Origin of the sequence: Phenylobacterium sp., from assembly GCF_022402485.1 — a bacterium.
Lineage (GTDB): Bacteria > Pseudomonadota > Alphaproteobacteria > Caulobacterales > Caulobacteraceae > Phenylobacterium.
The window spans coordinates 114,247-132,490 of sequence record NZ_JAKRSA010000027.1; the positions used below are offsets into that span (position 1 = coordinate 114,247).

Here is an 18,244-nt window from a genome sequence, read left to right on the forward strand (position 1 = left end):
ACGCTGGCCAAGGATAGGGTTTCGGCGTCGGGGTGACGCCTTTCCCCAGGGCAGAACCCTCATGGCCGCGAACCTTCCGTCGTCTGGACAGCCCAACTGGTCGTCCAAGCCCGCCTTCATTCTGGCTGCCGTCGGATCGGCCGTCGGCCTGGGCAACCTCTGGAGGTTCCCGGCCGAGGCCGGGGCCAACGGCGGCGCTGCCTTTGTGCTGGTCTATATCCTCTGTGTCGCCCTGATCGGCGCGCCGCTGTTGCTGGCTGAGACCCTGATCGGCCGGCACGGCCAGCGCTCCACCATCACCAGCGCCGCCCTGCTGGCGCGGCAGTCCAAGGCCAGCAGTGGCTGGGCCTCGTTGGCGGTGATCGGCATGATCGCCAATTATCTGATCCTGACCTTCTACAGCGTTGTCGCGGGCTGGGTGCTCTACTTCATCTGGACCTCGGGCGGAGATGTGCTGCGCACGATCGCGGCGGGCCAGCCCTTTGCAGGCGCCTATTCGAACCTCACCGTGGAGCAGGTCCGTCAGCAGATGCCCGACCTGTTCGCTGATCCGGTGAAGATGAGCATTGCCCACTTCATCTTTGCTGCGGCCACGACCTATGTGGTCGCCCGGGGGGTCAAGGGGGGGATTGAGGTGGCCGCCGTCTGGATGATGCCGGCTTTCTTCATCCTGCTGCTGGGCATTACGGTCTATGCCGGCGTAACGGGGGACTTTGCCGCAGGCGCGGCATTCCTGTTCACCCCGGACTTTGCCCGCGCCGTGCAGCCCGAGGTGCTCAATTCCGCCCTGGGACAGGCGTTCTTCTCCCTGAGTCTCGGGGGCGGGGCCATGGTCGCCTATGGGGCCTATGCCTCCCGGGAGACCAATCTGGGCCAGACCTCGGGCATTATCTCTGCTGCAGACACCTCAGTGGCGATCATCGCGGGCCTGGCCATCTTTCCCATCGTGTTCAGCGTTGGCCTCGCCCCGGACGCCGGTCCGACCCTGATGTTCCAAACCCTTCCGGCCGCCTTCCACAGCATGCCGGCCGGGGCGTTGGTGGGGCTGGCTTTCTTCGTCCTGGCCCTGTTTGCCGCCCTGACCTCCTCGGTCTCCCTGTTGGAGATTTCGACCGCCTATCTTGTGGAGCGGTTCAAGATGGCCCGGGTGATGGCGGCAGGGCTGTTGGGGACCAGCTTCTTCCTGATCGGCATGGTCTCGGTGCTGTCATTCAACATCTGGGCCGACCATCGCCCCCTGGCCATGGTCCCGGGCTTCACCAACGCCAACTGGTTTGACGTGTTCGACGGCGTTACAGGGCGAATTCTGTTGCCGCTCTCGGGTCTCATCACAGCGATCTTCATCGGTTGGGTCGCCGATCGCAAACTGGTGAACGAGGAAACCGGGCTGCAGTCTGGCCCCCTTCTGCCGATTTGGCGGTTCCTGGTGGCGTGGCTGTGCCCGATTGCGGTGTTCCTGATCCTGCTGTTTGGGCTGTTCCCGCAGCTGATCAGCTAGGGGAGCGGGTACCGTCCAACCTGAGGGCTCCAGCCTGCTGCCGATCCACGATGTCCTGGGTGCCCTAGACGACGCCCTGGCGACGGGAACCCGCGCCATCCTCGTGGCCCCGCCGGGGGCAGGCAAGACCACGGTCACGCCCTTGTCCCTGCTGTCGGCGCCGTGGCTGCAGGGGCAGCGGATCATCATGCTCGAGCCCCGCCGCCTGGCTGCACGAGCGGCTGCCGAGCGGATGGCGGCGACGCTGAATGAGCCTGTGGGAGAGACCGTCGGCTTCCGGGTGCGGATGCAGGCCAAGGTCTCGGCCAGGACCCGGATCGAGGTGGTGACCGAAGGTGTGTTCACCCGGATGATCCTAAGTGATCCTGGCCTTTCCGGGATCGGGTGCGTGATCTTTGATGAGTTCCACGAGCGCAGCCTGGACGCCGACCTCGGCTTGGCCCTGGCCTTGAATGCTCAGGCCCTGCTGCGCGAGGACCTGCGCCTGCTGGTGATGTCGGCGACCCTGGACGGGGCGGCTGTGGCTCGGCTGATGGACGATGCCCCGGTGATCGAGAGCCTTGGCCGGGCCTTTCCGGTGGAGACCCGCTATCTCGGACGCCGGGAAACCCTGCGCCTGGAAGATGATGTGGTGCGCGCCATCGAGCGAGCCCTGGCGGAAGAAACAGGCGGGGTCCTGGTGTTCCTGCCGGGACAGGGCGAGATCCTGCGGGTGGCTGAGCGGCTGAACGAACGCCTGCGCCGGGACGATGTCCTGATCGCCCCGCTTTACGGAGCTCTTGACCCGAAGGCTCAGGACCGGGCGGTGGCACCGCCGCCAGCGGGCGTCTGCAAGGTGGTCCTGGCCACCTCCATCGCGGAGACCAGTTTGACCCTGGAGGACGTCCGGGTGGTGGTGGACTGCGGTCAGGCCCGTGTGCCGCGCTTTGATCCTGCCAGTGGCCTGACGCGGCTGGCGACGGTACGGGTCAGCCGAGCCGCGGCCGACCAGCGTCGCGGGCGGGCTGGCCGCACCGCGCCAGGGGTCTGTTACCGACTGTGGGACGAGGCTGAGACCCGCGCCCTGCCAGCCTTTGCGGACCCTGAGATTCTGGACGCCGATCTCTCTGGTCTGGCGCTGGATCTGGCCCGATGGGGCGCGAAATCCACTGATGACCTGGCTTTCCTTGATCCGCCGCCCAGGGCAGCCCTCAGCGAGGCTCAGGGCCTGTTGCAGCGCCTGGAGGCGGTGGACTCCGCCGGGGTGCTCACCGGGCATGGTGAGGCCTTGGCTGACATGCCTCTGCCCCCCCGACTGGCGCACATGGTGCTTCGGGCCGGCGAGCATGGCCAGGCTGCCCGCGCTGCCAGGATCGCTGCCCTGATCTCTGAGCGAGGAATCGGTGGGCGGGAAGCGCACCTCTCCCACCGTCTCGAGGCCTTTGAGCGGGACCGTTCCCCCCGGGCCAGGGACGCCCGCGCCCTGGCTGAGCGTTGGGCTGGCGGGGTGCGAGGCGGGAAGAAGCCTGCGCTCAGTGACGGTCAGATGCTGGCCCTGGCCTATCCCGAGCGGGTGGCCAAGGCCCGGGGCCCGCAAGGGGAGTTCCAGTTGGCGACTGGGCGAGGCGCCTTCATCGAAGCCGGTGATGTCCTGGCGCGGGAGCCCTGGCTGGCGGTGGCTGAGCTGGGGGGTGGGGATCGCCGCGACCGCATCCTGCTGGCGGCTCCTCTGACGGAGGGAGAGATTCTGGCGGCCTTTGCCCCCATCCTGGAGACTGAGGATCGTCTTGAGGAAAGCCCCGGGGGGCGCATCCGCGCCCGAAGGCTGACGCGCTTGGGCCGCCTGGTCCTGAACGAAAATCTTGATGAGTCTCCTCCGGCAGAGCTGGTGGCTCAAGCCCTGGCCGCTCGGCTGCGAAAGGAGGGCCTGGGGGGGCTGAGGTGGGGGGGCGCCGCAGCAGGCCTTCGCCAGCGGGTGGCCTTCCTGCGCCAGCAGGACTCTGAGACCTGGCCCGACCTATCTGATGAGGCCCTCGCGGGGCGGCTGGATGACTGGCTGACGCCGGTTCTGCATGGGCTTCGCGGGTTGTCAGACCTTACCCCTGACCTTCTGGACGGCGCTCTGCGCAGTCTTGTGCCCTGGGATCTTCAGCGTCGCGTGGAGGCGGAGCTGCCCACCCACTGGACTGCCCCGACCGGCAACCGGGCGCAGATCGACTATGAGGCTGAGGGCGGTCCGCGGGTGGAAATCCGGGTCCAGGAGGTGTTTGGACTCAATGCGCACCCGATGGTGGCCGGTCGGCCCCTGACGCTGGCTCTGCTCTCGCCAGCCCGTCGGCCCCTCCAGCTGACCCAGGATCTGCCGGGGTTCTGGCGCGGCTCCTGGCGGGATGTGCGCGCGGATATGCGCGGCCGCTATCCCCGCCATCCCTGGCCCGAAGACCCGTCCATTGCCGATCCGACGACGCGGGCCAAGCCGCGCAGCTAGCTGGCGGCGTAGATCATCACCCCGGTGGCGACCGACAGGTTCAGGCTGTCGGCCCGGCCGCGCATGGGGATCTTGACGTTCACGTCGCAGAGGGCGGCCATCTCCGGCGGCAGGCCCTGCTGTTCATTGCCCATCAGGATCAGGGCCGGATGGACATAGTCGGCCTGGCGATGATCGACCTCAGCGCTCAAGAGGGTGCCCACCACCGATCCAGGCCAGCTGCCACGCCAGGCGGCGAACTCCGCCTCGCTGGCCCGGGCGATGGGGACGGCGAAGATGGACCCCATGGTCGCCCGCACCGCCTCTACCGAGTAGGGATCACAACATTCGCCTACCAGAACCACCCCGCCACAGCCCGCCGCATCGGCCGTGCGAATGATGGTGCCAAGATTACCGGGATCGCGGACCCGGTGCAGGGCCACCCAAGCCTTTGCGGTGCGGGGCTGCAGGGCTTGGAGCGGCGTGAAGACCTGGGGGAAGACGCCGACGACCGCCTGAGGGTTGTCCCGCCGCGAGACCTTGGCGAGGATGTCTGCGGTGACCTCGATCACCTCGCCGCCAGCGTCCTCTGTCGCCTCGGCGGCGGCGCGAAGCAGGGGATGATCGGCGGCCTCTCGCCCATAGAGCAGGATCTCCGGCGCGTGGCCGGTCTCGACCCCTTCTGTGACGTTCTTGAGGCCTTCGGCCACAAACAGGCCGGTCTCGTCTCGCGACTTGCGCTGGTGCAGGGCGCGCACAGCCTTCACCGTGGGATTGGTCAAGGAGGTGACGGTGCGACCGCTCACGCCGCCCACCTGGCATAGAAGGACAGGCCGATCTCCCGGTCCCCCGATTGTTCGGACAGGGCCAGCTCGCCCCATTCGATGCTCCCGCCCCGGTCGGCTAGCCGGTCAGCCAGCAGCCCCGCCAGGGCGGCACCGGAGATGCGGGCGGCATAGGCATTTAGGATCAAGAAAGACGCATTTTCTGATAGAAGTTCTGCACATAAATCAGAAAGCTCAGGCAAATCCTCAAAGAGGCGCCACACCTCACCGGTGGGGCCACGGCCGTATTTCGGCGGATCAAGGATAATCCCGTCATAACGCGATCCGCGCCGGACCTCCCGCTGGACGTATCGGCGGGCGTCTTCGCAGATCCACCGGATTGGCCGGTCGGCGAGATGGGACAACTCGGCGTTCTCCCGCGCCATGGCGATGGCCTTCTTGGAGGCGTCCACATGGGTCACGGCGGCACCCGCGGCGGCGCAGACCAGACTGGCGACGCCGGTATAACCAAACAGGTTCAGCACTCGGGGCGGCTCGGCAGACCTGGCGGCAGCGCTACGGAGGCGGGCATCCAGCCACTCCCAATTGGCCGCCTGCTCGGGAAAAAAGGCCAGATGCCGGAAGGCTGTGAAGCGGGCATTGAACCGGGCCGCGCCCCAGGACATGGGCCAGGCCTCCAAGGGCGACCCCTGAAAGCGCCAGCGGCCGGCGTCCTCCTCGTCGCTAGGATCAAAGATGGCGTCGGCCTGTTCCCAGGCAGAGGCCTCCAGCCGTGGCGTCCAAAGGCACTGGGGCTCGGGCCGCACAACGGTGTAGGGGCCATAGCGCTCCAGCTTCCGGCCATCGCCGGAATCCAGCAGGGCGTAGTCAGCCCAACCGGTGGTGCGCATGACGCCTGGGGAAGGGGCGACGATGGGGCGTCTGGAGCTCATGAGGCTTCGCTTACGAAAAACCCGCCCCGCGCGCCAGGGATGAAAGCCTCAACGGCGCGGTATGGCGATCTGGGCTGAAAAGCCTCGCCATTCGGCGGCGGGCTTGTCACCGCAGTGAAATTGGGCTCCGTTGTCCGGCTCTATGGGAGGGGGAGCGCAGTTGATCAGCGTCAGCACCACACGTCGCCGGTCGGCCCGCAAGGCCAAGGGTGACGGCCATATGCGCCGGGCTGAGATCCTGCAGGCGGCTGAGCGGATCTTTGTGGCCGATGGCTATGAAGCTGCGACCATTCGCCGGATCGCCGATGAGGTCGGCGTCTCGTCCACCGCGCTTTACATGCACTTTCCCGACAAGGCCTGCATCCTGCTGGAGATCTGCCAGGGGGTGATGCAGGAGCTGCTGGATCGCAACAGCCAGATCGCCCTGCGCCCACTGGACCCCGTCAATCGCACCCGCATGATGCTGGACGCCTACATGCGCTGGGGGTTTGAGCATCCCAACGCCTACCAGCTGGTGTTTTCAGGCACTCGGCCCCTGCCACAGAGCTCTGACGCCACCGCTGAGCTGGCCGTCGCCTGCTATGACAAGTTCTGCGGTGTTGTCCGAGAGATCGCCGCCGAGGGCCGGCTGCGCCTGGGGGACGGTGACACTGCCGCCCAGGCCCTGTGGGCCGCCTGTCATGGGGTGGTGGCCCTACGGCTGTCGCGCCCCAACTTCCCGTGGCAACCCGAGGACGCCCTGATTGAGGTGACCATCGAGGGCCTGCTCAGCGGGTTGACGGTCGACTGAGCCGAGAGACGGCCGGACGCCTCACTGGGCGGCGGCGTCGGCCGTTGTGGGGCGGGCGTAGGTATAGCCGCCCCGAGACAGGTCCTGTGACAGGGTGATCTTCGCGGTGCCGTTGTTCAGTCGCGCCCGATAGACCTGCGTCCCCTCCATCACGCGCATGACGTAGTTGCGGGTCTCGGAGAAGGGGATGCACTCGATGAAATCAATGGGGTCGGTTCCGGCTCCGCGAGGATCGCCACAGAACCCGATCCATTGGGTCGGGCGTCCGGGACCGGCGTTATAGGCCGCGATCGCCAGGGGGTAAGAGCCGCTGAACTGGCTGAGCATCTGGGAGATGTAGGTCTGACCCAGGCGCATATTGTAGTCAGGATCATCCAGCATGTTGGCGGAATAGGAGACCCCGATCTGCCGGGCGACGATCTGGGCGGTGGCGGGCATGACCTGCATCATTCCCCGCGCGCCCACAGGGGACCGGATGAGCGGATCAAAGCCGCTCTCTTGCCGGGTGATCGACAGGGTCAAGGCCAGTTCCGGGGCATTGGGCACCTGGGGCGGTGTCCGCTGCGGATAGCCGCGGAGGGGCAGGACGTGGCCGAGGGTCGCCGCCCCACGCACCACAAGCATGGAGCCCGTCTGATCCCCATAGCCCCGGGCCATGTCGACGATCAGGGCCTGCTCGGCGCTGTTAGGCACCGTGTCCTTCAAGTGCAGGGCAAAGGTGCGGAACAGGCTGGCTTCACCGATTTCATTCAGCCGGCGGGCGGCGCGGACCACATCGCGGCCCTCAAACCGGGTCCGGTCAAACTCAGTGATTTCGGGCTCCGGGGGCAGGGTCATGGTCCCGTCACCGACCTTTTCCCCGGCCAGCTGGCCGTAGAAGGTCGTATTGTGCTCTGCGGCGGCGCCGTAGAAGCTCTGGGCGGCGGCGGCGTCGCCCTTGGCCTCGTGCGCCCGGCCCCGCCAATAGAGGGCCCGTCCCCGGGTGATGGGCGAGGTGCCGATCTCGGCAATGGCGGCGAAGTGCCGGTCAGCCAGCTCCGGGTTGTTCATCCGGCGCAGGGCGATCCAGCCGGCATAGAACTCCGCCTCTGCGGCCGAGGCACCAGCAGCAAGCCCGGTATTGGCCGCCGCCCGATAGGCGTTGTTGAAATCCCTGGCCCGCAGGGCGGACAAGGTCATGGAATAGCGTTCCCGCCAGACCCGGGTGGCCGCCGCGCTCACCTGGGCATGTTCGGCGGGCAGGGGGGCTAGCAGGTCGTAGGCCCGCCCCTCCTGACCACGGGCGCGGTGGAAGGGCGCGCGCTCGAAGGCAATGCCCGGATGGGCAGCTTGAGCCGGGGTCAGTTGCGCCAGCAACGTCTCAGCCCCCGGGGATCGGTTGCGCAGGGCGATGCGGGTTTCGGCGATCGCGCGCTCGTCTGCGGGGATCAGGCTGAGCATGGCCTGGGCGGCGGGGCCCTGTTGCCCATAGAGCAGCCGATCGGCCCGCCGGACATGGTCTTCAGGGCGTAGATAGCCGCCAAACTGGGCAAGCATGGAGGTCTGGACGCTGGCCTCAAAGATCTCGTCGCGCCACACCCGACGGATCAGGGCGGTGGCCTCGGCCTGCTGACCCGTGGCGTTCAGGGCCCTGGCCAGGGCCATGGCCCCTTGGGCGGTGGCCGGGGCCTCCCCGCCGAACCAGGCGATCGTCTGTTCAGCCGAAAGACCGGACGTGGCCAGTAGCGCCTCGGCCGTCTGCTGTCGGCCAGCCCCCCTGGGCCAGCCCGCCAGATCGCGCCTGGCCTGATCCGCCTCGAAGAAGCCGAGGGAGGTTCCCGCGGTGTCCATGAGCGCCCAGACCACGATCTTCCGGGCGATCGGGTCAGAGATCGCCGACATCAGGCTGCGGGCCTCGGCCACGTCCTTGCGGCGCGCCGCGGCCAGGGCCTGACGCAGGATCTGATTCTCACCGACCGAGAGCGGGGCCAGGGGGGCCCGCTGCACGGGCTGCAGTTCAATGGGCCTGGGGAACGGGTCCTCTCCCGTCGCCCGGGGCGTCTGCGCATGGGGAACGCCGACCACCAGGAACAGGGCGGCGGCGGTCAGAAGCGTCTTGGGCGCAAGGACGTGCAAGCGGGAACTCCAGGCTCTCGTCCCTCCAGGGACGATACGGGCGGTTGCGGCCAGGGCGGCACCGGACATATTGTCCGCGCAACATCGTAGGCCGCAACATCATGCGGCGTTTTCACGGCTTTTTGCAGACAATGTCCGAACCTTTATTCAGGGGCGTCATGCCGGCCCTGGTGACCCCCTTCCGCGACGGTGTTGTGGACGAGGACACCTATGTGGCCCTGATCGAGCGTCAGATCGCAGCCGGGGTCCACGGGCTGGTGCCAGTGGGCACGACCGGCGAGACCTCGACCCTGTCCCACGACGAGCACCGTCGGGTGGTGGAGCTCTGCGTCAAGACGACCGCAGGCCGGGTGCCGGTGATCGCCGGAGCGGGCTCCAACTCCACCCGCGAGGCCATTGAGCTGGTCAAGCACGCCAAGGCTGTCGGCGCCGACGCTGCCATGGTGGTGACGCCCTATTACAACCGCCCCAGCCAGGAGGGCATGTACGCCCATTATGCGGCGATCAATGACGCGGTTCAGTTGCCGGTGATCATCTACAACGTCCCCTCGCGCACCAGCGTGGACATCTCCAACGAGACCCTGGGCCGGCTTTCCAAGCTGCCGAACATCGTTGGGGTCAAGGACGCCACCGGCGACATGACCCGGCCGACCATGCAGCGCCTGTTGTGCGGAGCTGACTGGGTGATGCTGTCGGGGGACGATCCCACAGCTCTTGGCTACATGGCCCATGGGGGCCACGGCTCGATCTCGGTCAGCGTCAATGTGGCGCCCGAGGCCTGCGCCACCTTCTACAATGCCGCCCTTAGCGGCGACTGGAAGACCGCCCTCTATTGGCAGGACCGGCTCTATCGCCTGCACCGGGCTCTGTTCACCGACGCTTCGCCGGGGCCGACCAAGTTCGCCCTGTCGCATCTGGGTCTCTGTTCAGAGGAAGCCCGCCTGCCGATCACCCCGGCCTCGGAGGCCTCGCGGCAGGACGTTCTGGCGGCCATGCGCGACGCTGGACTGATCTGAGGGCACCATGGCGGGTAAACCCATCGCTGAGAACCGGCGCGCAAGGTTCGACTATTTCCTCGACGACGCCATGGAGGCGGGCCTTGCGCTCACCGGCAGCGAGGTGAAGTCCCTGAGGGCGGGCAAGGCCAATATCGCCGAGTCCTATGCCTCGGTGGAGGGCCGCGACATCGTTTTGATCAATGCCGATATTCCGCCCTACGCCAAGGCCAGCCACTTCAATCATGAGCCCCGCAGACCCCGGAAGCTGCTCCTGCACCGTAAGCAGATCGACCGTCTGATCGGTGCCGTCCAGCGGGAAGGGCGGACCATCGTGCCCACCAAGCTCTATTGGAACGACAAGGGCCTGGCCAAGCTGGAGATCGCGCTGGCCAAGGGCAAGAAGCTGCACGACAAGCGCGAAACCTCCGCTGAACGGGACTGGCAGCGCGACAAGGCCCGGCTGCTCCGCGACAAGGGGTGAGCGACCCCTTGCCGAGCCCGTCCGAGATCGAGGCCATTGAGCGGGCGACGATCGCCGCTGTGGCCCATGACGCCCATGAGGTGATCGGGCCCTGGATCCTCGGCCTGCGGCCTGGCTCCATCGGCCGGGCGCATTCGGCCGCGCCGCTGACCCACACACTGGTACGCGACGAGGGGTTGATCACTCGGATCGAGGCGGCCTATCGCGCGCGGTCCATGAGGTCAGTTTTTCGCCTGCCTGAGGTCGAGGGTCTGGCGGGGGTCGCCGAGGCCCTGGCCGCCCGGGGCTACACCCCAACCCAACCGACCCTGGTGATGGGCGCCGATCTCTCCGACGTGACGAAGGTCGCTGACCCGTCACCGGTCATCCTGCTGGAGCGCCCGGACGCGGCCTGGGCCTCGGTGTTCCTGGGGGAGGGGTTTGATCCCGAGGACGGCGCCCAGCGGGTGGCGGTGCTGTCGAATTCACCCGGCGCAGTTTTCGCTGCCGTCCGCGATGTCGATGGGACCCATGCGGTCGGCGTCTTGAGCCTGACTGACGGCTGGGCCAGCCTGCACGGCATGCGCACCGTCCAGGGGCGTCGGGGGCAGGGTCTGGCCGGGCAGGTGGCGGCACGCCTCGCTCAGGCCGCCATGGCTCGCGGGGCGACCCAGGTCTTTTTGCAGGTGGAGGCGGGCAATGGGCCAGCGCTTGCCCTCTATCGCCGCGCGGGTTTTTCGTCGCTCTGGCGCTACCAGTACTGGCGGTCCTAGCGCGCCAGCAGCGCCCTGGCCCGGATGAAGATGTCTTCGAACATCTGCGGCGTCAGGCGGCCGGTGTTCGTGTTCAGCCGCGAGCAGTGGTAGGAATTGATCACCGTATAGGGGCCGGCCTGGAACTCTGATCCATGGCCTCCGACCCCGGCCGAGGCCTTGAGGCCTAACGCGCGCAGGACATTGCGCCGGGACACATCCCCCAGGGTGACGATCACCTTCAGGTTCGGCAGCTCATCCAGCCGGGCGGCGAGAAACGGCCGGCAGGTCGCTTCCTCAAGCGTCTCGGGCTTGTTGCCCGGGGGCGCGCAGCGCACGGCGTTGGTGATCAGGCAGTCGACCAGCTGCAAGCCATCCTCGGGGCGGGCGTCGTAGGTGCCACGGGCGAACCCTTGCTTGATCAGGGTCTCAAACAGCAGCACCCCGGCAAAGTCGCCGGTGAACGGACGACCCGTGCGATTGGCACCAGTGCGTCCCGGCGCCAGACCGACCACCGCCAGCCGCGCGTCGGGATCGCCAAAGGACGGCGCTGGCCCGTTCCACCAGTCAGGGTTAGCCGCCCGGTTGATCTGCCGATAGGCCACGAGCCTCGGGCAGAGCGGACAGTCCCGGGGGGGCTCGGCGGCCATGGCTCGGCGTTCCAGGCCGGCCAGATCAGTCCTCGGCATCCGCCGGGCTCTCGCTGCTGAGGCGGCTTTCCTGCAGGAAGCGGGGCAGGCGGGAGGGGCGGCCAATGATGTCCGAAAGGTCGGCCAGATCGATGAAGGCGTCGGCCTGACGGCGCAGATCATCGGACGCCATGGGCGGCTGTGACTTGACGGTGGAGACCACGGTCACCCGGGCACCCCGGCGCTGAACAGCTTCCACCAGGCAGCGGAAGTCCCCGTCGCCGGAGAACAGCAGCAGGTGGTCGGCGTGCTGGGCCATCTCCATCATGTCGACGGCGATCTCCACATCCATGTCGCCGCGCCAGCGCTTGCGCCCTTGGGCGTCGGTGTATTCCCGGGCAGGCTTGGTCACCAGGCGGAAGCCATTGTAGTCCAGCCAGTCCACCAGGGGTCGGATGGGGGAGTACTCCTGGTCCTCCACCAGGGCGGTGTAGTAGTAGGCCCGCACCAGCACGCCGCGCTTGCGGAACTCGTCCAGCAGCTTGCGGTAGTCGATGTCGAAGCCGAGCCCCTTGGCCGCCGAGTACAGGTTCGCGCCGTCGATAAAGAGGGCGAGCCGATCGGTGGGGTAGAAAGTCATAAGCGTGGAATTCCTTGAAAGCGGCGCGGGGTCAGGCTGGGACGGGGCGGTGGTGATCGCCCTGGGCAGTAATCTCGCCGGAGATTTCTCGTCCTCGGAAGCCCTTCTGGACGCCGCCCTGGCGCATTTGGATCAGGCGGGATTGCCTGTTCTTCATCGGTCCCGCTGGTGGCGTTCGGCCGCATGGCCAGACCCCTCCGCCCCGGAGTATCGCAACGGCGTCGCCATTGTCGAGGCGCCCAGTGAACCGAGTTCGGTTCTGCGTACCCTGTTTTCAATCGAGGCGGAATTCAATCGGCAAAGGCGGGGTCGAAATGCGCCCCGCACCCTGGACCTGGATCTGGTGGCTCACGGGCGCCTGGTGACCTGTGCCGAAGACCTGATCCTGCCCCATCCCCGCGCCCACACCCGCCTGTTCGTCATGGGCCCGCTGGCCGAAATCGCGCCCGACTGGCGCCATCCGGTGTCGGGGGAGACGGCGCGGGAATTGGCGGAGGGGGCGAGCGTGGGGTGCGACGCGCGAGCGGGTTAGGTGTTATGCGCACGGACCTGTCTTGTTGGGGGGCTTGCCCTATTGACTAGTCCTTAGGCGACCCGGCCGCGCAGAATGCCCGAACATCGGTGGCAAATCTGAGATCGCCTGTGTCGAGCGCCGCTCCTACTGCTGCTTCGCAATCGCCTTCGCGCAGCAAGTTCATGGCGCTTTCTCGGGCTGCGTTGGCTCGTTGCTGAGCTGCTCTCGCCTCACGTGCCTCCCTATGCGAGCCGAAAGTGCAACCGGCAAGCAGCCAATCGTTGCCTGCGCAGGCCATGTCGGGCCCTGACGAGTTGCTGACTGTGGTGCAATTGACCCGGCCCAAAGATTCAGTTGTGCAAGTTGTTGAGCTTTCAGCCGCGAAAAGCACAGCGATTATGAACACCATCATTCCGTGGACCCCAGTTCGGAAAGCGTACGGCGATAGCAGGTCTTCCCTAAACCTATCGCATCAGTGTCGTGGCCACCAAGCATGATGGGCGGGCTTGGGCTCACGTAATCGTGGAATGCTCCCGTCGCTGGCATTCTGCGGCGTTGCACAATCGGTGCGAACCGCCTATTTTGGCGGGTTCTAGATCAGATCTGAGGATTTCATGGCCCGCGTCACCGTCGAAGATTGCATCCAGAGAGTTCCGAACCGCTTCAACCTGGTTCTCCTGGCGGCCCATCGTGCGCGGGGTATCTCGGCCGGTGCCCAACTGCTGGTGGACCGGGATAACGACAAGAACCCCGTGGTCGCCCTGCGCGAGATCGCCGATGACGTGGTCGACGCCGAGGAGCTGCGCGAGAACCTGATCTCCAGCCTGCAGCGTGTGGATGAGCACACGGAAGCTGAGGAAGAGGCCGAAACCCTGGCCCTGCTGGCCGACCCGACCCACGCCCAGATGAGCGAGCTGGAACTGATCCGGGCCCTGCAGAGCGACCGGGATGGCGGTCAGGAGGAGCGGTACTGAGCCCCGAAGGCGCAGACCCTCTAACTGTCCAGGCGGCCCAACCCGTCGCCGAGCCTAAGGACGCGCCCGTTGCGGCCCGTCCGCCCAAGCTGCTTCGCCAGTATGAGCTGATCGAGAAGGTCCGCTCTTACGACCCCACCGCCGACGAGGCGCTGCTCAACCGCGCCTATGTCTATGCCATGCGCATGCATGGCTCGCAGAAGCGCGCGTCCGGCGATCCCTATTTCGCCCACCCCATCGAGGTGGCGGGCATCCTCACCGAATACCGCCTGGACACCGCGACCATCGTCACGGCCCTGCTGCATGATGTGATCGAGGACTGTCCGGTGAGCCGGGCCGACATTGATCAGCTGTTTGGTGCCGAGATTGGCGAGCTGGTGGAGGGCGTCACCAAGCTCTCGCAGCTGGAGGGCAATTCCGAACACACCCGCCAGGCCGAGAACCTGCGCAAGTTCATCCTGGCGATTTCCAAGGACGTGCGCGTCCTGATGGTCAAGCTGGCTGACCGGCTGCACAACATGCGCACGCTGGAGTTCATCAAGAACCCGGCCAAACGCGAGCGGATCGCCCGGGAGACCCTGGACATCTATGCGCCGCTGGCACGCTCCATCGGCTGTCACCGGATCTGCACCGAGCTGGAGGAACTGGCCTTCATCCACCTGAACCCGGTGGCCCGGGATGCCATCGGCCGTCGGCTGTCGGCCCTGCGCCAGGAGCAGGGCGGGGCGGTCTCGGTGGTCTCCAACGAAGTGTTGGGCAAGCTGGCCGAGGGCGGGGTGCCGGCCAAGGTGTTCGGCCGCGAGAAGCACCCCTTTTCCATCTGGCGGAAGCTGCAGCGCAAATCGATCGGCTTTTCGCAGCTCTCAGACATCTACGCCTTCCGGGTGATCGTTGACACCGAAGAGGACTGCTACCGGGCCCTGGGGGCGATCCACCGGGCCTGGTCCAGCGTGCCTGAGCGGTTCAAAGACTACATCTCGACACCCAAGCGGAACAATTACCGCTCAATCCACACCACGGTGGTGGGGCCGCGCGGTATGCGCATCGAGATGCAGATCCGCACCGAGGCCATGGACCGGGTGGCCGAGGACGGGGTCGCCGCCCACTGGCGCTACAAGAACGAGAGCTATGGCTTCGACGCCGAGGCCCAGGCCGAGGCCGGCGGGCGTGATCCCCTGGTCAATCTGCGCCACCTGGTCCAGCTGCTGGAACATGGCGGCGACGTGGACGAGCTGGTGGAGCATGCCAAGCTCGAGATGTTCCTCGACCAGGTGTTCGTCTTCACCCCCAAGGGCCGGCTGGTTAGCCTGCCGAGGGGCGCTATGCCGCTGGACTTCGCCTATGCGGTCCACACCGATGTGGGCGACACCTGCATCGGGGTGAAGGTCAATGGCGAGCTGCGCCCCCTTCGCACCCTCCTGCAGAACGGCGATGTGGTGGAGGTCATTCGCGGGGCCAAGCCCGTGGTGCCGCCGGACTGGCGCTCGCTCACCGTCACCGGCCGCGCCCGCTCAGCCATCCGCCGGCACATCCGCCAGAGCGAGAAGGACGAGTTCATCCGCCTCGGCAAGGTGACCGTGGACCAGACCTTCGAGCGGGCCGGCAAGCGGCTGTCCGAAGTGTCCCTGCGTCCGGCGCTGGACCGGTTCGCCACAGCGGTCGAGGATGATCTCTATGAGGCCGTGGGCCGGGGCCGGGTCACCCCGACCCAGGTTCTGGACGTGGTCTTTCCTGGCCTCAATGCGTCTGACCGGGAGGCCGCCACCGCCCAGCGGCGGATCGAGGGCGGGGCCGGGGCCAGGCTATTTGTGCGCGGCAGCGGCCTGGCTCAGGGGATGACCCTGCATTTTGCCCCCTGCTGCAGCCCGGTGCCCGGCGACCGCATCGTCGGCATCCTGGATGCCGAAGGCGGCGGGCTGTCGGTGCACACCATCGACTGCGCGACCCTCGTGGAGTTCGAAGACCGCGAGGAGGTCTGGCGGGACCTGCAATGGACGCCAGAGGCCGAGCGCAACACCATTTCGAGGTCCAGCCTGGTGGCGACCATCAAGAATGCGCCCGGTATGCTGGGTCAGGTCTGCACGGTGATCGGCGAGGCCGGCGGCAACATCGTCAACCTGCGCATGCATCACCGCCAGCGCGACTTCTTCGACGTGGACTTTGACCTCGAGGTCAAGGACGCCAAGCACCTGACCCACATCGCCGCGGCCCTGCGGGCCAACCCGAGTGTCGAGACGGTGGACCGGGCGAAGGGCTGAGCCTGCGCCCGATCGTCACCTTCAGCGGGTCAGTCGGAGCACGGTTAAGGCGGGATCGGCCGCAATCTCAGCCTCGGTGAACGGCAGAGGCCACCAGGTCTTGGCGGCATAGAGCCTGGTCTGGTCCCCGTAGTGCGGAGAATCCGGATGGGCGCTCTGGCCATAGGTCAGCACCGCCCGGGCCTTGGGCCCCTCATCGGTGAAAGCCACCACCTGGACGTAACTGGTGCCGTGGACGGGGAGATAGGCCTTAGCCTCATCACTCCACACCGAGCGCTGGGCGTTCAGCACGCCGATGTCCCCGTCTGCGCCATGCACCGGCAGACGTTCATCCCCGACCACCCGCACGTGAAGCTGGCCCCAGGGCTGGTCGAGGGGCACGCTGCGGGTCTCGATCAACCGCACGGCCGCCGCCAGGGCGGCCAGGGCCTTGGCGCGGACCTCCGGGTCTGGGTTGAGCCCTGTGGGGGTGGTCACCGGCGCCTTGGGATCGAAGGGGGTCCGGTAGAGGTCCGGGAGTCTCGCCGCCTTGCCCCAGAATTCGAGGAAGATGTGGACGCCTACGCTTTCCGCATCTGACCTGCGGTCCCACCTGGCCAGGACAGCGCAGGCGGCGGCGAGGTTGACCTCGGCCCCCTCCACGACCTGCTGGGGAGTTTCAGCACAGGCGTTCAACAGGTCATCGAGGACCAGATCAGCCGCCAGCACCTTGTTGCGATAGAGCATGGCCTCCACCGAAGCCATGTCAAAGCCCCGTCCTGGCAGGCCGTCGGTCCCCTCGAGGCGGGCGGAGATTTCCATGAGGCCCGATCGGGTTCGCAGGTTCTGGGCGGTGTTCTCCTCACCGATGATGCGGGCAAAGCCCACCAGGGGCTGTTGCGGGTGCGTGAGCCAGTAGCTGTCATTGCTGTTGGCCACATAGTCTTCCCGGATCAGGGCGGGCATGGCGCTACCGGGCATCAGGCCCTTGGCCGGGCTGGCCGGGTCCTTGGCCCAGTCACAGGCTGAACGGCTACCATCGAGAACAAAAAGGCGATCTCGCGTCCAGCGGGCCGCCCCGGGTGCTACGGCGGCGCAGGTCTGCATATGGGCGTCGCTCAGGTTGGGGACGGCGGTGATGTCGGCATAGAGCGCCTGACCTTCAGCATCGGCTGCGATGGTGTTGACCCAGGGAATGCCCAGGGTTTCGGTCAGGATCGTCTGGAGCTCGCTTACCGAGCCGGCTGTGCTGAACCTGAGCCAGGCCTCAGAGGCGCGCAGATTGCCCCGGTTGGCGTCGCGCAGGGCATAGGCGTGCTGGGCGTCCCAGACCAGTCCAGTCGCCGGAGCGACAACCACAGGGCCAAAGGCGGTGCGGTAGAGTGTGCGGCGGCGGGGCTCGGTTTCGCCCTTGACCGGGACCTCGACCTCAACCGCCTCAATGGGGTGGGCTTGGCCGTCCACCAGATAGGTCATCGGGTCGCCGGGTTTCAGGTCGAGCTGAAAAAGGGAAAAGTGTCGGTCGGTGGAGACGGTGTGGGTCCAGGCCACATCCTTGTTGAAGCCAATGGACACCCCGGGCAGCCCGGCCATGGTCACGCCCATGACGTCCAGTTCGCCGGGCAGGGTGAGGTGGACCTGATAGAACCGGTTCGTGGTCGCCCAAGGGAAGTGCGGATTGGCCAGAACCAGGCCCCGCCCATTGTCGGTAACCGCCTTGCCAAAGGCCCAGCCATTGCTCCCGAGACCTGCGTACTGGGCCGCCGTCGGCGCAGCGAGGGCTGCGGCAGGACCGGGAGGTTGGCCCGGGGGAGCGGCCGCGGTCACAGCCGATAGCCAGGCCCCGGCGCTGGCCTGGATCATCTTCTCCTCATTGAGTCGGAGAAGGTCATCCACGGTGATGGGGCGGACCCAGGCTGCGTCTCTGCAAGGGGCCGGCAGGGCGGCGAGCCCTGTGTCAGACAGATAGCGGTTATAGCCGGCCGCATAGCCCGTGAGCATGGCGGCATAGCGCTGATCAGCCCCTGCGATGGCCGTGCGCAGGGCGTCCATGTCGAAAATGGTGCGGAAGAAAAGGTCCGCCTCGACATTGGGGATGGGGCGGAAGGCGACCGTGGTCTGCCCCTCTGCGCCGAAATGCTTGGCCCGCTCGCCGCTGAGCGTGACGATCTGGTCGGCCATCAGGCAGATGTTGTCCTGGGCGTAGGCGTAGCCGGCGCCAAAGCCGAGGCTTTCCCGGTCCATGGCGCGGATGTGTGGCACCCCATGGGCCGTCCGGCGGATCTCAACCTCGCCTGCCGCCAGGGTCGCCTGGGCCCCGCTGATGCCAGGTGCCAGGGCCAGCAGGGCCATACCGGCCATGCCCACCAGATAACGGCCAAGGTTATGGCGCAGGGGTACGTTAGGTCCAGTCTGGCTGGCGGTGGGGCTCATCGGGCGGTTCCTCGATATGGCGTCTGTCGCGCCTTGTTTGC

Annotated in this window: 15 protein-coding genes; 9 read left to right on the forward strand and 6 right to left on the reverse strand. The window is 66.9% G+C overall.

Features of this window, described 5'->3' with window-relative positions; all coding sequences use genetic code 11:
- Window positions 1-61 precede the first annotated feature (61 nt).
- Together MH112_RS11305 and hrpB are read left to right on the forward strand one after the other, a co-directional pair.
- Window positions 62-1,498 carry a sodium-dependent transporter gene (locus MH112_RS11305; protein ID WP_296567803.1) on the forward strand — a complete coding sequence of 479 codons (1,437 nt, stop codon included), beginning with the start codon at window positions 62-64 and terminating at the stop codon, window positions 1,496-1,498.
- A 34-nt stretch (window positions 1,499-1,532) separates the two neighbouring features.
- Window positions 1,533-3,965, forward strand: coding sequence for an ATP-dependent helicase HrpB (gene hrpB / locus MH112_RS11310; RefSeq protein ID WP_296567855.1), 2,433 nt, complete (start codon window positions 1,533-1,535; stop codon window positions 3,963-3,965).
- Here hrpB and MH112_RS11315 read toward each other — a convergent pair.
- Together MH112_RS11315 and MH112_RS11320 are read right to left on the reverse strand one after the other, a co-directional pair.
- The gene (locus tag MH112_RS11315; protein ID WP_296567805.1) at window positions 3,962-4,750 is read right to left on the reverse strand and encodes an RNA methyltransferase; all 789 of its coding nucleotides are present in this window, start codon (window positions 4,748-4,750) and stop codon (window positions 3,962-3,964) included. The two genes, hrpB and MH112_RS11315, sit on opposite strands and share 4 nt — an antisense overlap.
- Window positions 4,747-5,661, reverse strand: coding sequence for a class I SAM-dependent methyltransferase (locus MH112_RS11320; protein WP_296567808.1), 915 nt, complete (start codon window positions 5,659-5,661; stop codon window positions 4,747-4,749). Before MH112_RS11320 ends, MH112_RS11315 begins: the two co-directional genes overlap by 4 nt.
- Window positions 5,662-5,821: 160 nt before the next feature.
- Between MH112_RS11320 and MH112_RS11325 the strand changes: the two genes are divergently transcribed.
- Complete coding sequence (locus tag MH112_RS11325) at window positions 5,822-6,451, forward strand: TetR/AcrR family transcriptional regulator (protein WP_365787039.1); 630 nt, start codon at window positions 5,822-5,824, stop codon at window positions 6,449-6,451.
- A gap of 21 nt (window positions 6,452-6,472) precedes the next feature.
- Here the strand turns inward: MH112_RS11325 and MH112_RS11330 are convergent, their stop codons facing one another.
- Window positions 6,473-8,566 (reverse strand): lytic transglycosylase domain-containing protein, encoded by a 2,094-nt coding sequence (locus MH112_RS11330; protein ID WP_296567810.1) that lies wholly within the window; start codon window positions 8,564-8,566, stop codon window positions 6,473-6,475.
- Between the two features lie 131 nt (window positions 8,567-8,697).
- On the opposite strand from MH112_RS11330, the gene dapA reads away from it, so the two are divergent.
- Genes dapA through MH112_RS11345 form a run of 3 tightly spaced genes read left to right on the forward strand, consistent with a single transcriptional unit; the run spans window position 8,698 to window position 10,797 of the window.
- The gene (dapA, locus tag MH112_RS11335; protein ID WP_296567812.1) at window positions 8,698-9,582 is read left to right on the forward strand and encodes a 4-hydroxy-tetrahydrodipicolinate synthase; all 885 of its coding nucleotides are present in this window, start codon (window positions 8,698-8,700) and stop codon (window positions 9,580-9,582) included.
- Between the two features lie 7 nt (window positions 9,583-9,589).
- Window positions 9,590-10,045 carry an SsrA-binding protein SmpB gene (gene smpB / locus MH112_RS11340; RefSeq protein WP_296567814.1) on the forward strand — a complete coding sequence of 152 codons (456 nt, stop codon included), beginning with the start codon at window positions 9,590-9,592 and terminating at the stop codon, window positions 10,043-10,045.
- 8 nt (window positions 10,046-10,053) lie between these two features.
- The gene (locus MH112_RS11345) at window positions 10,054-10,797 is read left to right on the forward strand and encodes a GNAT family N-acetyltransferase (RefSeq protein WP_296567815.1); all 744 of its coding nucleotides are present in this window, start codon (window positions 10,054-10,056) and stop codon (window positions 10,795-10,797) included.
- On the opposite strand, the gene MH112_RS11350 is transcribed toward MH112_RS11345, so the two are convergent.
- Both MH112_RS11350 and MH112_RS11355 read right to left on the reverse strand, forming a co-directional pair.
- On the reverse strand, window positions 10,794-11,465 hold the full coding sequence (locus tag MH112_RS11350; protein ID WP_296567816.1) for a uracil-DNA glycosylase: 672 nt from the start codon (window positions 11,463-11,465) through the stop codon (window positions 10,794-10,796). The two genes, MH112_RS11345 and MH112_RS11350, sit on opposite strands and share 4 nt — an antisense overlap.
- Window positions 11,452-12,045 (reverse strand): NYN domain-containing protein, encoded by a 594-nt coding sequence (locus tag MH112_RS11355; protein ID WP_296567817.1) that lies wholly within the window; start codon window positions 12,043-12,045, stop codon window positions 11,452-11,454. Before MH112_RS11355 ends, MH112_RS11350 begins: the two co-directional genes overlap by 14 nt.
- Window positions 12,046-12,049: 4 nt before the next feature.
- Here MH112_RS11355 and folK point away from each other — a divergent pair, with 4 nt between their 5' ends.
- The 3 genes from folK (at window position 12,050) to MH112_RS11370 (ending at window position 15,791) form a co-directional block, all read left to right on the forward strand.
- Window positions 12,050-12,577 (forward strand): 2-amino-4-hydroxy-6-hydroxymethyldihydropteridine diphosphokinase, encoded by a 528-nt coding sequence (gene folK, locus MH112_RS11360; protein ID WP_296567818.1) that lies wholly within the window; start codon window positions 12,050-12,052, stop codon window positions 12,575-12,577.
- A 596-nt stretch (window positions 12,578-13,173) separates the two neighbouring features.
- Window positions 13,174-13,533 carry a DNA-directed RNA polymerase subunit omega gene (rpoZ, locus tag MH112_RS11365; protein WP_296567820.1) on the forward strand — a complete coding sequence of 120 codons (360 nt, stop codon included), beginning with the start codon at window positions 13,174-13,176 and terminating at the stop codon, window positions 13,531-13,533.
- Between the two features lie 89 nt (window positions 13,534-13,622).
- A complete protein-coding gene (locus tag MH112_RS11370; RefSeq protein WP_296567859.1) occupies window positions 13,623-15,791 on the forward strand; it encodes a bifunctional (p)ppGpp synthetase/guanosine-3',5'-bis(diphosphate) 3'-pyrophosphohydrolase in 2,169 nt (722 codons plus the stop codon).
- Window positions 15,792-15,812: 21 nt separating this feature from the next.
- Here MH112_RS11370 and MH112_RS11375 read toward each other — a convergent pair whose 3' ends face one another.
- On the reverse strand, window positions 15,813-18,203 hold the full coding sequence (locus MH112_RS11375; protein ID WP_296567822.1) for an acylase: 2,391 nt from the start codon (window positions 18,201-18,203) through the stop codon (window positions 15,813-15,815).
- Window positions 18,204-18,244: the final 41 nt, after the last annotated feature.

Bases quoted from the DNA above. Each gene is read 5' to 3' on its own strand.
- MH112_RS11305 (WP_296567803.1), top strand. From the start codon at position 62: ATGGCCGCGAACCTTCCGTCGTCTGGACAGCCCAACTGGTCGTCCAAG.
- MH112_RS11320 (WP_296567808.1), bottom strand. From the start codon at position 5,661: ATGAGCTCCAGACGCCCCATCGTCGCCCCTTCCCCAGGCGTCATGCGC.
- dapA (WP_296567812.1), top strand. From the start codon at position 8,698: ATGTCCGAACCTTTATTCAGGGGCGTCATGCCGGCCCTGGTGACCCCC.
- smpB (WP_296567814.1), top strand. From the start codon at position 9,590: ATGGCGGGTAAACCCATCGCTGAGAACCGGCGCGCAAGGTTCGACTAT.
- MH112_RS11350 (WP_296567816.1), bottom strand. From the start codon at position 11,465: ATGCCGAGGACTGATCTGGCCGGCCTGGAACGCCGAGCCATGGCCGCC.
- MH112_RS11355 (WP_296567817.1), bottom strand. From the start codon at position 12,045: ATGACTTTCTACCCCACCGATCGGCTCGCCCTCTTTATCGACGGCGCG.
- rpoZ (WP_296567820.1), top strand. From the start codon at position 13,174: ATGGCCCGCGTCACCGTCGAAGATTGCATCCAGAGAGTTCCGAACCGC.
- MH112_RS11375 (WP_296567822.1), bottom strand. From the start codon at position 18,203: ATGAGCCCCACCGCCAGCCAGACTGGACCTAACGTACCCCTGCGCCAT.